Here is a 15,551-nt window from a genome sequence, read left to right on the forward strand (position 1 = left end):
GGCTATCCTTCAATATATGCATTATACATGAGTTCAGCGCGCTGCCAGTCTTCTGGCGTATCGATATCCTGAACAAGATATCTGGGAAGTATGACAGGTATACTGTGATGTGCAAAAGTGGGGGCCCCAGCTAAAAAAGCCTCTTTGCGGCCCCAGTAAAATTGCCCTGCGTCGTGATAGCACTCTTCTAAGTCTTGCGAACGTTTACCCATTTTGGAGCTATCGATGGGCTCTACCCCGCCGGCTGCTAACCTGATGGCTCGTTGAATGGGAAAATCAAATGTCGTCACCGAAAAGGCATATTGTTTTTTCTCATCCTGTTTAAGCTGATTTATGCCTTGCAAAAGATAGTCTGCACTTAAAAAAGGCGCGGTGGCATAAATACAACACACAAAATCAACTGCCTGATAAAGGCGTTCGTATTCTTTGATTGCGTGCTGTACTACAGGTGTCGTGCCAGTAAAATCATCGGCCAGATTGGCCGGTCGCTCAATAACTAGCGTTGCGCCGCACTCGCGCGCTATTTTCGCAATGTCTGGAGAATCTGTTGAAACAATAATTTCATCAAACTGGCGACTATTAATCGCCGCGTCTATGGAATAGGCAATAAGCGGTTTACCCGCAAACGATTTGATATTTTTGTGCTTTATACGTTTGCTGCCGCCACGCGCTGGTATTACTGCGATATTCAACTTAACACCTGCTCAAGCTGGGTAATAACATGTTGTTGGTCAGCTTCGCTTAACGTGGGATACAAGGGAAGGCTCAATGCCCTGTCATAATAGGTTTCTGCGTTAGTAAACTGGCCCTTCCTGAAGCCTAAGTTCTGATAGTAAGGGTGGAGATGGATCGGAATATAATGCACATTGACCCCCACACCATTTTTACGCAGGGTATCAAACACATATTGTCGTGAGTGCTCGGTTAATTCGATGGTATACAAATGCCAGGCACTATTGTCATCCATCAATGGCTTTTTTACTGGCAGCGAGGGCAAAGCGTGATCATACCTTTTAGCCCTTTCACGTCTGGCTGCGATATATCCATCCAGTCTTTGCAGCTGGCTTTTGCCTAATACAGCATGCAGGTCACTTAACCGATAATTATAACCAAGTTCAAGTTGAGTGTAGAACCAGCCCTGTTGAGCGTCGCTTGTATTCAACATTGCAGGGTCCCGGGTGATACCATGAGAGGCAAACAGCTTAAGCTTTTGCCTGAAACGCTCAGAATTTGTGGTTACCGCTCCCCCCTCGGCCGAGGTAATGGATTTGACCGGATGAAAACTTAATACCGTCATATCGGTATAAGTACACTTACCCACATTGTTGTCCTGTGCATCCCGGCCCCCTAATGCATGCGCCGCATCCTCAATGAGAACGATGCCATAAGGGTTGGTTAACTCGCTAATGGCTTTCATATCACAACTGCTGCCAGCAAAATGTACCACCACTATTGCTTTGGGTAAGGTCTTTTGCTTTTTCGCGTGCGCAATTTTCTCCTCTAGCGCACTAATCGACATGTTACGGGTGTCAGGATCGATATCGACAAAGTCCACCCTGGCACCACAATACAAAGCACAATTTGCCGAGGCTGCAAAAGAGTTTGGCGACGTCCACACCAAGTCACCGGGTCCGATCTCAGCGGCTAAGCACGCGATATGCAATGCAGAGGTGCCGCTGTTGGCAGCTACCGTATACTTTGCACCGGTGTAGTCACACAAGGCCTGTTCAAAAGCCGGAACCTGTGCGCCCTGAGTTAAAAATTCATTTTTGAGTACATCAACAACAGCGTCTATATCCGATTCTTGAATATCGTGACAACCATAAGGGATCATTCTGTCACCTTGTCCAGCTCTTTTAACTCATCCACGGTTAAGAAATGGGGGTTGCGACCAGAGTGATATTCAAACTTATCCGGCGCCGCAACACCTGTTTCGCCAGCTTTATTTTTCAGGTAATTAACATTTTTATCGAAAAACTTAATGGCAGGGGTAATAACGTAATGATCATCAAACTCTACGGTATGGTGGGCCATTTCCTCTGGCACCATTAATTCGTGGAGCTTTTCGCCAGGGCGAATGCCAATAAGTTCGTACTCTCGGCTTCCGCTCATCGCTTCAACTAAATCAATGATGCGAATAGACGGGATTTTTGGGACGAAAATTTCGCCACCTTGCATGCGAGCGAAGTTTTTAACAACGAACTCTACGCCTTCATCTAAAGTAATCCAGAAGCGGGTCATTTCTGCGTGGGTGACTGGAAGCTTCTTGATCCCCTCTTTAATCATTTTTCTATAAAGCGGTACAACTGAACCTCGCGAGCCGACAACATTGCCGTAGCGTACCACGGAAAAACGTGTACCATTAGCTCCGGAAATGTTATTAGCGGCTACGAATAACTTATCTGAGGCAAGTTTTGTTGCACCGTATAAATTAACCGGATTGGCTGCTTTGTCGGTAGATAACGCAATTACCCTTGGGACATTGCACGCTATCGCAGCATCTATAACGTTCTGTGCACCATTGATATTAGTCTTGATACATTCATTAGGGTTATATTCAGCAGCTGGAACTTGCTTTAATGCAGCAGCATGAATTACGTAATCAACTCCCTTCATGGCAATTTTAAGGCGTTCGTTATCTCTAACATCTCCGATAAAGTAACGCATACAAGGTTGATCGAAAACCTGATGCATTTCATATTGTTTAAGCTCGTCTCTCGAATAAATAATAATTTTCTTCGGATTCGCAGTCGCTAAAAGAAATTTGACGAAGCGCTTCCCAAAAGAACCGGTACCGCCAGTGATTAAGATAGAGCTATTATCGAACTTATTTGTCATTCGTGACCTCAGACTTGTATCGCTCTTTTAGAATTGATTTGCCCTCTTTGCTTTCGGCACCAGTGATAACGTGGCTAACAAAGTCAGTTTTCTTCAATTTTCGGGGAATCAATTTGGCCCTTGTGCCGTCGGCTAATAGCTGCTCGTCAGCGTTTAAATATTCGTTTGCCAAACCTAACATTGCTGAACCTAGTTCGTAGACTATAAATTCGCTAAATATATCAATGTCATAAAGACTAGATACATCATCAGTTTCTAGCACATTTAATCGACCTAAAAAGCCAATGAACTTAGCGCTAGCTGTCGATGCAATAAAGGAAATCGCAGCTCTTTGAAAGTCGTTGCAAAAAGTTGGCTTACCAGGTTCCTTCCAGTCACCTGGTAATAAAACGCTCACCTTTTTTTCCCGCAAATTTTTAATGAAAGCAGTTTGAGACCGAAGGACATTAATTTCTTTGTGGCAGGACAAAGGCGGTTCATGATTATCCCAATTTTGATGCAAAATCATTGAGCTTGTATTAGTAAAGTACAGATCCATTTTCTCTAAGTAGAAATTTATAAAAGGCTGCTTGCTTTCAGGATTAGCCACTACTTTAAATGGATTGTTCTTTAAGTAGTCCCTCAGAATTATTGGTGCTCTTTCAGCGCCCATATTGGTAATGTAACAGAAATCTCTTGCTGCATTTACCTGCAATGTTTGAATTTGCAACAAATAATAAGTCCAGATCTCTTGCAACCGACGAATTAACTTTAATGCAGTTTTTGAGTCATCGACATTGACTATTTTCATCATTGCACTGCTAATAAAGTTAAAGGAGCCATTGAGATAATAAAATAAGAGGCTCTGCTGCCTAAAATAGGAGCCAATCAAAAAACTACGTTGCTCATTCAAATGTGCTTCAGCATTTGATACAGAGTCAATTTTTTTTCGCGCAGTTTTAATTAATTCTTTTATCTCAATACACGTAATATCGTGTCTAAACTTGGAATTAAATGAATTGGTAAAGGTGGAGGATGCGAGTGAATAAAAACATTTATTTTTTAAGTTAAATAATGTTTGTTGTTTACCTTTTCGTGAACCCGTAATCATAAGGTGATCTTTAACAAGAGGTATCGAACCACGAATTTTGGCACCATCATTTAAATTATAAACATCTCTTGCTCTTGATAGCGCTTTTTCCAATATTGTTATTGCTAATCTAAACTCATATTTAGTTTTAACGAAAGGTCTAAAATTACCTTCGATAGTAAGTGTCGTTTTAATACTTTTCGCAAAATCATAAATCTCCTTACCATCATCAGAATAATAACCGGATGATTTAGAGTGGTGATGCTTTACATCTATAAAACCTAGATCAACACCCATCAAATAGAGCTGGGTAAAACCAACCTCGGTAAAAAAATTAGCCACAAAGTTGGTCACGGTAGGGTAAGCGTGATGAAGTCTGGTGTAAGGGAATTCGTCAAAAAGTTTTGAAATTGCTACGGTCGCAGACTCGCCTTCCTTAAACGCGATATAGACATCTTTGAAAAGGTTACAGGTATCCGGGTGAATGCCATTACAACTTAGCAGGGTTATTTTTTTCAGGTAATCTAAGTCGCCAACCCTTACCGTCCAATCGTAAGTGGCACGGTTTGATTCAATTTCAGCGTGGAAATCCGGCGTAATGCCGTGCTTATACAAAGTTTTTAGCGCTGTACCGCATGAGACAATTATTGCCTGACCCTGATATTCCTGAATCAGGTCAATCAAATTATCTAGTGAGGGGCCGTTGCCCACTATAAATACTGGCGTATCTTTCTCATCGGCACTTAAGTATTGCCGTGCATCAGCTTTTAATACGGGTATTTCGTTCTCCATCCCCCAACGTGTATGAGCGATACAGTATTTAGAGTGGTCAAAGTAGTCACCGAGAGAAACGATAACCTGAAGCTGTTCTCTTAAATTTTGGATGGCGCGAGTTAAATAGCGATTGTAATACCCCTGATAGAAAAACGTGCTAGCCAACAGATAAGGGCCAACCGTATGGAATTGTGTCAGCAGGTCTTCAATTAAGTGGGTGCCATCATCACCAATATTCAGATAGATCCGTTTATCTTCCTGCTCAATTTTTTCAAGGATTTGGTGCCAGTCGATAGCAAATAACGATGCATAGAAAAAGTCTCTGTTGGGCTCACAGATAAAGACTTTTTCCAGCCTGTTTTCATTCGCTAACTGTTCAAACCCATAGCCAGTCCCAATTCCGAATATTATGATAGCTTTAACAGTTTCGGGTAAAGGGCGCTGCTCATCCTCTACTTCCTTTAACACTTCATCTACTTCAGCCACCATCTGATAATGCAGATATGATTTAAGTTTTTTACCTGTGAAGTTCAGTACTAATCCATCATTATTTGGGTACTTCTTGAAAACCTCGATACTTTTAGTGTGCTCTGCCTGGGGATTGCTGCCATAAAGTGGCGTCATAGTTGCCACATTCAGCAGGTTTACCTGGCCCTCATCATTCGCTACCGGAAACCAGAATTCGGGGTAGTAGTGGTTAAACTCGTCGTACAGGTTTGGTATAAATTTTTTAAATGCGTCTAAGTTTTTTCTGAACTTTGCAATATCTAACTTTGTTCTGGACCACTCTGAATAGTTAATAGGGTAAGTAAATTCTTCTAAAAACTGTTCCGACCTGGCTATCGGTTGGGGCTTTACCGTTTTTTGTGTAAATTGTTGCCAGGGAAACTCACACAGCCTATTGATAAGTTGGTCAAATACTGGATGGTTGTAGTGTTTAAAGACGGTAAACTCATCGAACTTCGCAACACTTGAAAGCTCGGTCAGGTTATCGGCCAGGTTGCTGCCATCCTCACCCAGCATCATATAAATCGCCGTGTTTTTCTCTGCCGCTACGCCCAGCATCTTCTGCCAATCAGCCATGGCCAGTGAGCACTTGAAATAGGCTGGTTCTGGTTCGTAAATCACCAAGTGATCAATTTGATACCGTTTTACCAACTCGGGTAAATGAAGTGCTCCACCGATGCCTAGCACTACTAATACTGGTATATGCGATGGCGCCGAATTACTGGTATAGAGCTTATTTGCAATCGGGCTATCAATACCTGCGATATTTTCCTCGCCTGCAGGTTGCTCAAACGTGTCCACACTAAAGGTCAACGCTCGTTGACTAAATTGGTTCACCTGCTCGGTAACTTCAGCGTTGGGACTCAGATCATAAAAGGTTCTACCTTCCGCCGTATTGACAATGTTTATTTCACTATGTTTGTTACATAGAATGGAGATGTGATTGCTATGTATTTTAAAAATCTGGTCGTACACCGGCGGTATATAGCGCTTAAATGCGGCCAGATTTTTTTGTTCACGTTGGAGAATTAGCGGAGACGCGTGCTGTTCTATCGAATTTTGGACTTCTTTATCTTCATCGACATGAAGAAAGACATTTTTTAGCATTATTTTTCGTACTTTTTAACCGCTGATCGACTGCGGACAAAATGCGTAATGTCATCTTTAACCGAGGTCAGCATCTGCTGGGCAATTTCCTTTAGTCTATCATTAACCACAATCTCCTGTTTAGCAAATTCCTTAGCATTTTCAGAAGGTAATGATTGCAAGTAGGACTGAATAAAGGTATCGCGCTCATCTGCATATTGATTGAGCTTAGTAACTCGATCGTCATCTTCTTCGGCAGATAAAAGCGCTGCAATTTTTTCATTAATCTGCTGCAGCGCTGGAGGGGTCAGGGAATGATTAAGTTCGTCTATTTTCACACAGCTTGTCGTTGTTGTTCCATGGCCGCGTACGCCTCGTCTTTCGCAGACTGAGGAATTTGCACCCATGCATCACGAATTGGTGTTAATAAACTAGTCACTTCGTCAAGGATCTGCAAGTCATTCTTTACTAATGCATCGGTTAAGCGATCAATCATGTAATCGTAAAGGGCGTACATATTTTCGGCAACTTCGCCGCCCACTTTCAGATCTAAGGTATCACGCAGGTTAATCAATATCGCTGATACGCGAGATAGATATTCGCTTTTTACCGCATGCTCTTTGCGTTCCATTGCGCCTTTTGCGAAGGCGATGCGATCCAGGGCTCCCTGCATCAGAAGTAACGTCAATCGATGCGGATCCGCGTTAGCGATATCCTGCTTAACGTTACCTTTTTTGTATGCATTAATACCTTTAAGTGACATATCTACTCCAACACCTTTTTACTTTTTACTTTTTATTTTTTAACTTAACCCAACATAGCGAACAAAGCAGAACCCGTTTGATTCATCTTTGCAATGGTTTGATCCAGCCCCAGATAACGGTCACGCAACATTTGTTCGTAACTAATCATTCTCACCTCTAAGCGTTCACGGTCATCGTATACCCGATCCTGGTCCTGCTTAGCCGCTTTCTCACGAGTACTTATCAAACCACTCGACGATGTATATTGCTCAATGTAATCATACAGCCTGACTGCAATACCTTCGTTTTCGTCAGTAAACAGTTTGGCAATTTCATCAAAATTATCTTCCAATGCGTCTTCGAGCCGATCCTCACCGGTACCCAACCCATAGTTAGTGGTACCAATTTCAAGCTCACCGTCTTTGTTAAGTTCGACGCCGATAGTGAACAACCCCCCTAACGCAGACGCTGAAACGTTGCTGCTCATTATTGAGCCTAAGCCGCCCTGCATACCGCGAATAAGAGAATCACCTGCCAGTACTCCGTCATCTTCTAATTCTGATGCACCATACTTGGTTAGTTTCTTGATTTCGGAAATGACACCATTATAATTTTCCACCAGGCTTCGAATTTTCTCTTCCAAACCTTCTTTGTCAAAACCAATTTCCAGCGTGGATGCTACCGGCGTAACGCCGTCAGCGGCCATAGGCGATACATCTTTAGCCGTAAAAGATACGTTGGCAATTGTGTTGTCAAACTTGTTAGTTTCACTTTCTACTGCAATGCCATCAATCGTGGCTTTCGCATTGGTTGCTGCTTTAACAGGCGTTAAATAGGTTGCCGTTTCCGATGAGTCAGTAGTCGAAACTCTATCCAGCTCAGCCAGGTTATTATCGTTAACAACTTGTAGATCGTTCCCCGCGCCGGTAACTTCAGAGGTAAATACCAGTTTAGCGCCGCCTGCGGCGGTACCCGTATCAATAATGTTGGCGCTAACGCCAAAGTTGTCAGCATTATCATTGATGGCTGTACGCAATTCAGAAAGGGTCATGCCCGCGGTCACGTTGACTGAGAAGGTGTCGCCGGTCGAGCCCACTTTAAAGGTTAGTGAGCCGCTGCCCGCACTAAGCACTGAATCAGAGGTTGATGCAAATGCAGCGTCAGCCGTTTCAATGCGACTACCAGAGGCCAGCTCAGAAACCGCAATCTTGTATGAGCCACGCGAGGCAGAGCTTGACGCATCAGCTGAAAAAACTTCAGTTTCTTCGTTGGGATGTTTGATGGTCGGTTCGCGACCGTTGATGTCTTTGTCTTCTCTAAGCGCTTTAATCGCATCTTTAAATTCAGACAGTTTTGACTTGATAGCGCCCAAGCCCGAAATTTCCGCTTCGATTTTTTCTTCACGGGTATTCAGACGATCACTTTTTGGTTTGCGCTCAGCTTCCAGCAACTGCTTGACCAGATCGTCAAGCGCAAGCCCTGAACCAACACCTAGCGACGAAATTGACATAGCTTACCTCACACTAAACTTTGTTACTAAAAAGCACTCCGACACTTCTGCCAACATCCTGTTGTAAATCCTGTATTCGTTCGGCTAGTCTTAATACCTCTTCTGAAGGTATTTGCCGTACGATTTTACCAGATTCTCCATCTTTTACCGTGACTACTGAACGGTTGGTTTCTTCATCAACCGAAAAAGACAGATTGCGACTTTGTACTTTCATAAAGGCTTCAACTTGTTGAGCCGCAGTCTCAAAATCAACTTGATTCCTCTCACCTGCTTTTTTATCGGCAGATTCAGAAATAGCTTGAACACTTTTATCAGGGTATTGCCCCGATGTAGTTTCAGCAGTCTTTGCTTGTGTATTTATTCCCTTTTGTTCTTCGTTTCGATTCGGCGAGGCTTTATCGAACGACGCAAAAGGTTGACTCATTTGAGAATTTACAAGTTCCATGACTCATCCCCCACTTCTTAAATACAACTAAACGGGGCCCACATAATTGTAGGCACCCGTTTTATTTTAAGCCAGATTATACAGGTTAAGATTAACCAAGGAGCGAAAGTGCAGCCTGAGGGCGTTGTTTCGCCTGACTTAACATAGAAATAGATGCCTGTTGGATAATCTGATTTCTAGTTAACTCAGCGGTTTCAGCAGCAAAGTCAGTGTCACGAATTCGTGAGCGTGCAGCCGACATATTTTCAGACACAGTACTTAAATTACGAATTGTTGACTGAAAACGGTTTTGCAAGGCACCTAAATCAGCGCGTGCTCCACCTATGGTAGAAATCGCCGCATCAATAGAGGTTAATGCTGACGCAGCGCCTGCAGAGGTACTGATATCGACTGAACCAAGGCTCAAGCCCGATGCACCATAGCCACCCGTTTTTGTCAAATCGACCGAGATGGTTTGTCCAGAGTTTGCGCCTACCTGAAAGTCAGAGGAATAGGTTCCGTTAAGAATTTTAACGCCGTTAAACTCGGTATCTGTGCCGATACGTGACATTTCGGCGATTAGCGCCGTTACTTCTTTTTGCAACGCCTGACGGTCTGCACTTGAGTTGATGCCATTCTGTGACTGAATGGCTAATTGACGAATACGCTGTAACGAGTTGGTGTTTTCATCAAGTGCACCTTCAGCGGTTTGCGACAACGAAATAGCGTCGTTCGCATTACGTACTGCCTGATTCAAACCTTGAATCTGCGACGTCATACGGTTAGAGATTTGTAGACCTGCCGCATCATCTGACGCACTGTTAATGCGAAAACCAGATGACAAGCGCTCATAAGATGTATTCAACTTATCACTTACAGAAAACAACTGACGCTGTGAGTTCAAAGCAGATACGTTAGTATTAACAAACATTGACATAATTTACCTCCTGGGGACGGACGATATTGTTATTTTCAATTTTCATCACATCCTTCATCACCTGATCCAGACGGTCACTACTCCGGCCGAACCACTCAAGGTTGAAGTGAATCCACTTCACAATTTAATAATTAAATTACCCCTCGACTAACGTTATCGACTCTATCTGAACCATCTTTAGTAAAATTTAACAAAAATTTAGAATTCAAATCTATCCTGTTGTTTTTGAATAATTTTTAAATTAAAAAGTTTTAATCTTATAAATTATCTATTAACCGAACTACCTCTTTTTAAGGGCTTCCAAACAATGAAATCATGGAAAATAGAAGGTATAGAGCAAAATACAAACGTATTGTTCATTAAACGCAAGTTTGGTTGTCTTAGCTTATTTTTTAGGAAGATGGCATAAATAATGCCTAGAATAATCATACTCGGATGCATTAAAATGACTGAACTTACACCTTGTTTGTGCCACTAATGATAGTAAGCTGGCGAAAAAGCTTACTAGCAGGCGCAATTATGCATCGATAGTTAGCATTTCATCACTGGTCATAGTTTTAGTCGGCTAGCGGGATTTAGTAGAATTTACTGGCCTCTCAACCATCCTTCTACACTCTCAACCTGCTAGTCGACGCCCTATAAGAAAAGGTGACCTGCTTAGGTCACCTTCATTTCTTTACGTTACATTTTATTAGAGTTTGGCAATCTGCAACTTTTTGTGCGGCGCGTTTTCGCCGCATGATAGGCAAACATGCGCATCAATTTACATAGTATTGCCACCTTAAAACCCTCTTCTATTTACTTTTAATTTTTGTCGCGCAAGTTCTGCAGCGAAATACGCTATGCGCCTTCGCAATTTAGGGAGAACGGAGGATAGGTAATTAGTTCTTGGCATAATCAATGCTAGTAACTTATTGTCAGAGTCACGATTCTGACGCTTCAAGTTGGTTACACCAAATGAAGCTGTAAATACTGCAATAATTCACTGTTATTGCTCAAGCTGACGGCGGGTTGGAGTTCAGACCTCATACCTCTCACTACCTCCTGGCTTCATCCCGCCAGTCAGCAATTTTTCTCTCCCGCCTCTCTTTTGTCCGTCTGAGAAAGATTTACCATCATATGTATCAACGCAGAAAAGCCTAAACCTAAGCTAAAATTCTTATCAAAATAAAGCAGTGGACACTGACGAGACTGAAAATAAAAAAGGCCGGGTAATTACCCGACCTTCATTGTGTGGTTTAGCGATTATCCAAGCAGTGACAAGGCTGCCTGTGGACGCTGTTTTGCCTGTGACAAGATAGTGGTACTAGCTTGCTGCAGGATCTGGTTACGCGTCAGTTCGGCGGTTTCAGAAGCAAAGTCAGTGTCTTTGATTCGTGAGCGGGCCGCTGAAATATTTTCGGCAACATTGCTTAAGTTACGGATAGTCGACTGAAAACGGTTCTGCAAAGCACCTAAATCTGCACGGGCTCCACCGATGGTAGAAATTGCCGCATCAATTGAGGTAAGGGCAGCCGCTGCACCTGCTGAGGTGCTGATATCCAATCCGCCAACATTCAGGCCTGAGGCACCGAAGCCACCATTTTGGGTTAACTCGACTTTGATGGTCTGGCCACTGTTGGCACCCACCTGGAAGTCAGCTGAATAACTCCCATTAAGAATGTTCACGCCGTTGAACTGAGTGTCAGAGGCAATACGTGACATTTCAGTTTTAAGTGCCGCCACTTCTTTTTGCAGTGCGCCACGGTCAGCATCTGAGTTAATCCCGTTTTGTGACTGAATCGCTAACTGACGGATACGTTGTAATGTGTTGGTGGTTTCATCTAACGCACCTTCCGCCGTCTGCGATAATGAAATCGCATCGTTGGCGTTACGCACAGCCATGTTCAGGCCCTGTACCTGGGTGGTCATACGGTCAGAAATCTGTAGACCGGCGGCATCATCAGCAGCGCTGTTGATACGGAAACCTGAAGACAAACGCTCGAACGACGTATTTAACGCATTGTTGGTATCGAACATTTGACGTTGTGCGTTTAATGCTGAAACGTTAGTGTTAACAAACATACTCATGGACTCTCTCCTAAACTTATCGACCAGCCCGAAAGGCTATCTAAAACAATTCAAAGTAAGGGGGTAATCACACTGTTTGCCGTGTTTTGTCACCCTGGCTTGCTCAGATACTGTATCGTCGAGGGAAAAAAATCCTTGAGGAAAAAAATGCAAAAAAAGTGGTGTTTATTTCAAAAAATACATAAGAAGCTTATTTTTGCATTTTACATACCTATGTATTTTTTTTAATACCATTACGTTAAGTGTTTATCACTAATAAGAAAAATGCAGAAACTCAGGCTTCTGCATGATGATTCTTTTACCCTAACAACGATAGTGTTGATTGGGGACGTTGCTTTGCCTGAGCCAGTATTGATGTACTCGCTTGCTGTAAAATTTGGTTTCGCGTCAATTCAGCAGTTTCAGCCGCAAAGTCGGTATCCCTGATCCCAGACCTTGCGGTAGATATGTTCTCAGAAATATTGCTTAGATTGCGTATGGTTGATTGAAAACGGTTTTGCAGCGCACCAAGATCTGCTCGGGTCCCACCTATACTGGAAATAGCACTGTCTATGGCGGTTAGTGCTAAAGCAGCCCCTGCTGAGGTACTGATATCCACGCTTCCCACACCAAGACCTGACGCACCATAGCCTCCCGTTTGATTCAATTCCATCTTAATGGTTTGACCGCTGTTCGCGCCAACCTGAAAATCGACTTCAAAATCGCCCTTTAGGATACTGACACCATTAAATTCAGTGTAAGAACCTATACGCGATATTTCGGTTTTTAACGCGGCGACCTCTTTTTGCAACGCCTCGCGGTCGGCATTAGTGTTAATACCGCTTTGCGATTGAACGGCTAACTGTCGTATCCGTTGCAATGAGTTGGTCGTCTCATCCAGCGCACCTTCCGCTGTCTGCGAGATAGAAATGGCATCATTCGCGTTGCGGACTGCTTGTTGCAACCCTTGTATTTGCGACGTCATGCGGTCAGAAATTTGTAATCCAGCCGCATCATCGGCGGCGCTATTAATCCTGAGCCCGGATGAAAGCCTCTCAAATGAGGTATTGAGGGCGTTGCCCGTATCAAACAATTGACGTTGAGCATTTAATGCAGAAACATTCGTGTTAACAAACATAGGCGTCAACTCGCTGTAAAACTCTTCTTTCAGCAAGCGCTGGTAGTTTGGTTACCAGCTTGCTCCTTAACGTTGCGCGTCACTTGATAACAGCGCAAAATCGGTAAAGCAAAAGAGTAAGAAACTCACCATTGATCAGGTAAAACCGGGGGCTACCCGGTTACCCGTTCAGTCTTTAAAAGCTGAGACCTTCAACATGGTCTGTGGTCTCAGCCTACTGCCTTTCAAATATTAACCTAATAATGATAAGGCTGACTGTGGACGCTGTTTCGCCTGTGCAAGAATAGACGTGCTCGCTTGCTGCAGGATCTGATTACGCGTTAGTTCAGCGGTTTCAGAAGCAAAGTCGGTATCACGGATACGTGAACGTGCTGCTGATACGTTTTCTGCAACGTTGCTCAGGTTACGAATAGTAGATTGGAAACGGTTTTGCAGCGCACCCAAATCTGCACGTGTGCCACCAATGGTTGAAATGGCGGCATCGATAGCGGTTAACGCAGCAGCGGCACCGGCTGATGTGCTGATATCAACACTACTTGCATTCACACCAAGACCAGAAGCTCCATAACCACCGGTTTTAGTTAACTCAACCTTGATGGTCTGGCCGGAATTCGCTCCAACCTGGAAATCGGCTGAAAAACTTCCGCTTAGAATATTAACGCCGTTAAACTCTGTATCTGTAGCAGTACGTGACATTTCAGACTGAAGTGCTGCGACTTCTTTCTGCAATGCTGCACGGTCTTCACTTGAGTTAATACCGTTTTGAGACTGAATCGCTAACTGACGCATACGCTGCAATGAGTTAGTGGTTTCGTCCAATGCACCTTCCGCTGTCTGAGACAATGAAATAGCATCATTCGCATTTCGTACTGCCTGATTCAGACCTTGGATTTGCGATGTCATACGGTCAGAAATCTGCAAACCAGCTGCATCGTCTGATGCACTGTTAATGCGGAAACCTGAAGATAGACGCTCAAAAGACGTGTTCAATGAATTACTGGTATCGAACAATTGACGTTGAGCGTTTAACGCTGAAACGTTAGTGTTTACAAACATAGACATAAGGATCTCTCCAACTACAACTCTCAACCGACGGATGTCGGGTACCGGATTACCGGTGTTATTAAATAAGTGTTATCGAGACCTTATTCGGATCTGATAACCTGGCTCTCTCAGTAAGTTTATCGACGTTCAAAAAATATCCTTTAGCAAAATTCGAAAGAAAATGACACTTTTTGAGCAATTAACGTATTTTTTATCGCTAAAGCCACATTTTTAACAGTTTCAATACCTGATTATATTTTTTCATACCCAAATGCAGGGGCTGTATCTCTCTGTAAAATATAAAAAAGCCGGGTTAAAAAACCCGGCTTTGATTAGTTTTCTACGACTCATGAATAATCTGATAAAAGCCGGTTGTATTCTCACTACCTCCTGGCTTTTTTTCTATCAACTTAGCTATTAACCTAATAATGATAAGGCTGATTGTGGACGCTGTTTCGCCTGCGCAAGAATAGACGTACTCGCTTGCTGCAGGATCTGATTACGCGTTAGTTCAGCGGTTTCAGAAGCAAAGTCGGTATCACGGATACGTGAACGTGCTGCTGATACGTTTTCTGCAACGTTGCTCAGGTTACGAATAGTAGATTGGAAACGGTTTTGCAGCGCACCCAAATCTGCACGTGTGCCACCAATGGTTGAAATGGCGGCATCGATAGCGGTTAACGCAGCAGCGGCACCGGCTGATGTGCTGATATCAACACTGCTTGCATTCACACCAAGACCAGAAGCTCCGAAACCACCGGTTTTAGTTAACTCAACCTTGATGGTCTGGCCGGAATTTGCTCCAACCTGGAAATCGGCTGAAAAACTTCCGCTTAGAATGTTAACGCCGTTAAACTCTGTATCTGTAGCAGTACGTGACATTTCAGACTGAAGTGCTGCGACTTCTTTCTGCAACGCTGCACGGTCTTCACTTGAGTTAATACCGTTTTGAGACTGAATCGCTAACTGACGCATACGCTGCAATGAGTTAGTGGTTTCGTCCAATGCACCTTCCGCTGTCTGAGACAATGAAATAGCATCATTCGCATTTCGTACTGCCTGATTCAGACCTTGGATTTGCGATGTCATACGGTCAGAAATCTGCAAACCAGCTGCATCGTCTGATGCACTGTTAATGCGGAAACCTGAAGATAGACGCTCAAAAGATGTGTTCAATGAATTACTGGTATCGAACAATTGACGTTGAGCGTTTAACGCTGAAACGTTAGTGTTTACAAACATAGACATAAGGATCTCTCCAACTACAACTCTCAACCGACGGATGTCGGGCACCGGATTACCGGCGTAACTACATTATTATTATCAAGATCCTGTTTGTGATCTGATAATCTGGCTCTCTCGTCATATTTATCGCCCCGTGGGAAATTTCCTTTAACAAAAAACTTAAAAATTTTTTAGAAAACTCATTTTA

The 15,551-nt window shown here is 43.3% G+C and carries 13 protein-coding genes; all 13 read right to left on the bottom strand.

Translation table 11 applies throughout. The features are described 5' to 3' along the window. Positions 1 to 2: 2 nt before the first annotated feature. Positions 3 to 692: a pseudaminic acid cytidylyltransferase gene (pseF, locus tag HCJ96_RS06490; protein WP_169210217.1), complete on the bottom strand. Its 690-nt coding sequence runs from the start codon at positions 690 to 692 to the stop codon at positions 3 to 5. Then, the gene (pseC, locus tag HCJ96_RS06495) at positions 689 to 1,834 is read right to left on the bottom strand and encodes a UDP-4-amino-4,6-dideoxy-N-acetyl-beta-L-altrosamine transaminase (protein WP_169210218.1); all 1,146 of its coding nucleotides are present in this window, start codon (positions 1,832 to 1,834) and stop codon (positions 689 to 691) included. The genes pseF and pseC overlap by 4 nt, the downstream gene beginning before the upstream one ends. Beyond that, the gene (pseB, locus tag HCJ96_RS06500) at positions 1,831 to 2,838 is read right to left on the bottom strand and encodes a UDP-N-acetylglucosamine 4,6-dehydratase (inverting) (protein ID WP_169210219.1); all 1,008 of its coding nucleotides are present in this window, start codon (positions 2,836 to 2,838) and stop codon (positions 1,831 to 1,833) included. Before pseB ends, pseC begins: the two co-directional genes overlap by 4 nt. After that, a complete protein-coding gene (locus tag HCJ96_RS06505) occupies positions 2,828 to 6,295 on the bottom strand; it encodes a motility associated factor glycosyltransferase family protein (RefSeq protein WP_169210220.1) in 3,468 nt (1,155 codons plus the stop codon). Before HCJ96_RS06505 ends, pseB begins: the two co-directional genes overlap by 11 nt. Then, the gene (fliT, locus tag HCJ96_RS06510) at positions 6,295 to 6,612 is read right to left on the bottom strand and encodes a flagellar protein FliT (protein ID WP_169210221.1); all 318 of its coding nucleotides are present in this window, start codon (positions 6,610 to 6,612) and stop codon (positions 6,295 to 6,297) included. The genes HCJ96_RS06505 and fliT overlap by 1 nt, the downstream gene beginning before the upstream one ends. Then, positions 6,609 to 7,037, bottom strand: a complete 429-nt coding sequence (gene fliS / locus HCJ96_RS06515; RefSeq protein ID WP_169210222.1) for a flagellar export chaperone FliS — start codon at positions 7,035 to 7,037, stop codon at positions 6,609 to 6,611. The genes fliT and fliS overlap by 4 nt, the downstream gene beginning before the upstream one ends. A gap of 44 nt (positions 7,038 to 7,081) precedes the next feature. Continuing rightward, a complete protein-coding gene (gene fliD, locus HCJ96_RS06520) occupies positions 7,082 to 8,527 on the bottom strand; it encodes a flagellar filament capping protein FliD (RefSeq protein WP_169210223.1) in 1,446 nt (481 codons plus the stop codon). Between the two features lie 13 nt (positions 8,528 to 8,540). Next, positions 8,541 to 8,972, bottom strand: a complete 432-nt coding sequence (locus HCJ96_RS06525; protein ID WP_169210224.1) for a flagellar protein FlaG — start codon at positions 8,970 to 8,972, stop codon at positions 8,541 to 8,543. Between the two features lie 91 nt (positions 8,973 to 9,063). Next, positions 9,064 to 9,888, bottom strand: a complete 825-nt coding sequence (locus HCJ96_RS06530; RefSeq protein ID WP_169210225.1) for a flagellin N-terminal helical domain-containing protein — start codon at positions 9,886 to 9,888, stop codon at positions 9,064 to 9,066. A 1,245-nt stretch (positions 9,889 to 11,133) separates the two neighbouring features. Continuing rightward, positions 11,134 to 11,958, bottom strand: coding sequence for a flagellin N-terminal helical domain-containing protein (locus tag HCJ96_RS06535; protein WP_169210033.1), 825 nt, complete (start codon positions 11,956 to 11,958; stop codon positions 11,134 to 11,136). 298 nt (positions 11,959 to 12,256) lie between these two features. Then, positions 12,257 to 13,075, bottom strand: a complete 819-nt coding sequence (locus tag HCJ96_RS06540; RefSeq protein ID WP_169210226.1) for a flagellin N-terminal helical domain-containing protein — start codon at positions 13,073 to 13,075, stop codon at positions 12,257 to 12,259. Between the two features lie 231 nt (positions 13,076 to 13,306). Further along, positions 13,307 to 14,137: a flagellin domain-containing protein gene (locus HCJ96_RS06545; RefSeq protein WP_169210227.1), complete on the bottom strand. Its 831-nt coding sequence runs from the start codon at positions 14,135 to 14,137 to the stop codon at positions 13,307 to 13,309. A 399-nt stretch (positions 14,138 to 14,536) separates the two neighbouring features. After that, entirely contained in the window at positions 14,537 to 15,367 is an 831-nt protein-coding gene (locus HCJ96_RS06550) for a flagellin domain-containing protein (RefSeq protein ID WP_169210228.1), read from the bottom strand. Positions 15,368 to 15,551 lie beyond the last annotated feature (184 nt).

Source organism: Alteromonas ponticola (genome assembly GCF_012911815.1).
GTDB lineage: Bacteria > Pseudomonadota > Gammaproteobacteria > Enterobacterales > Alteromonadaceae > Alteromonas > Alteromonas ponticola.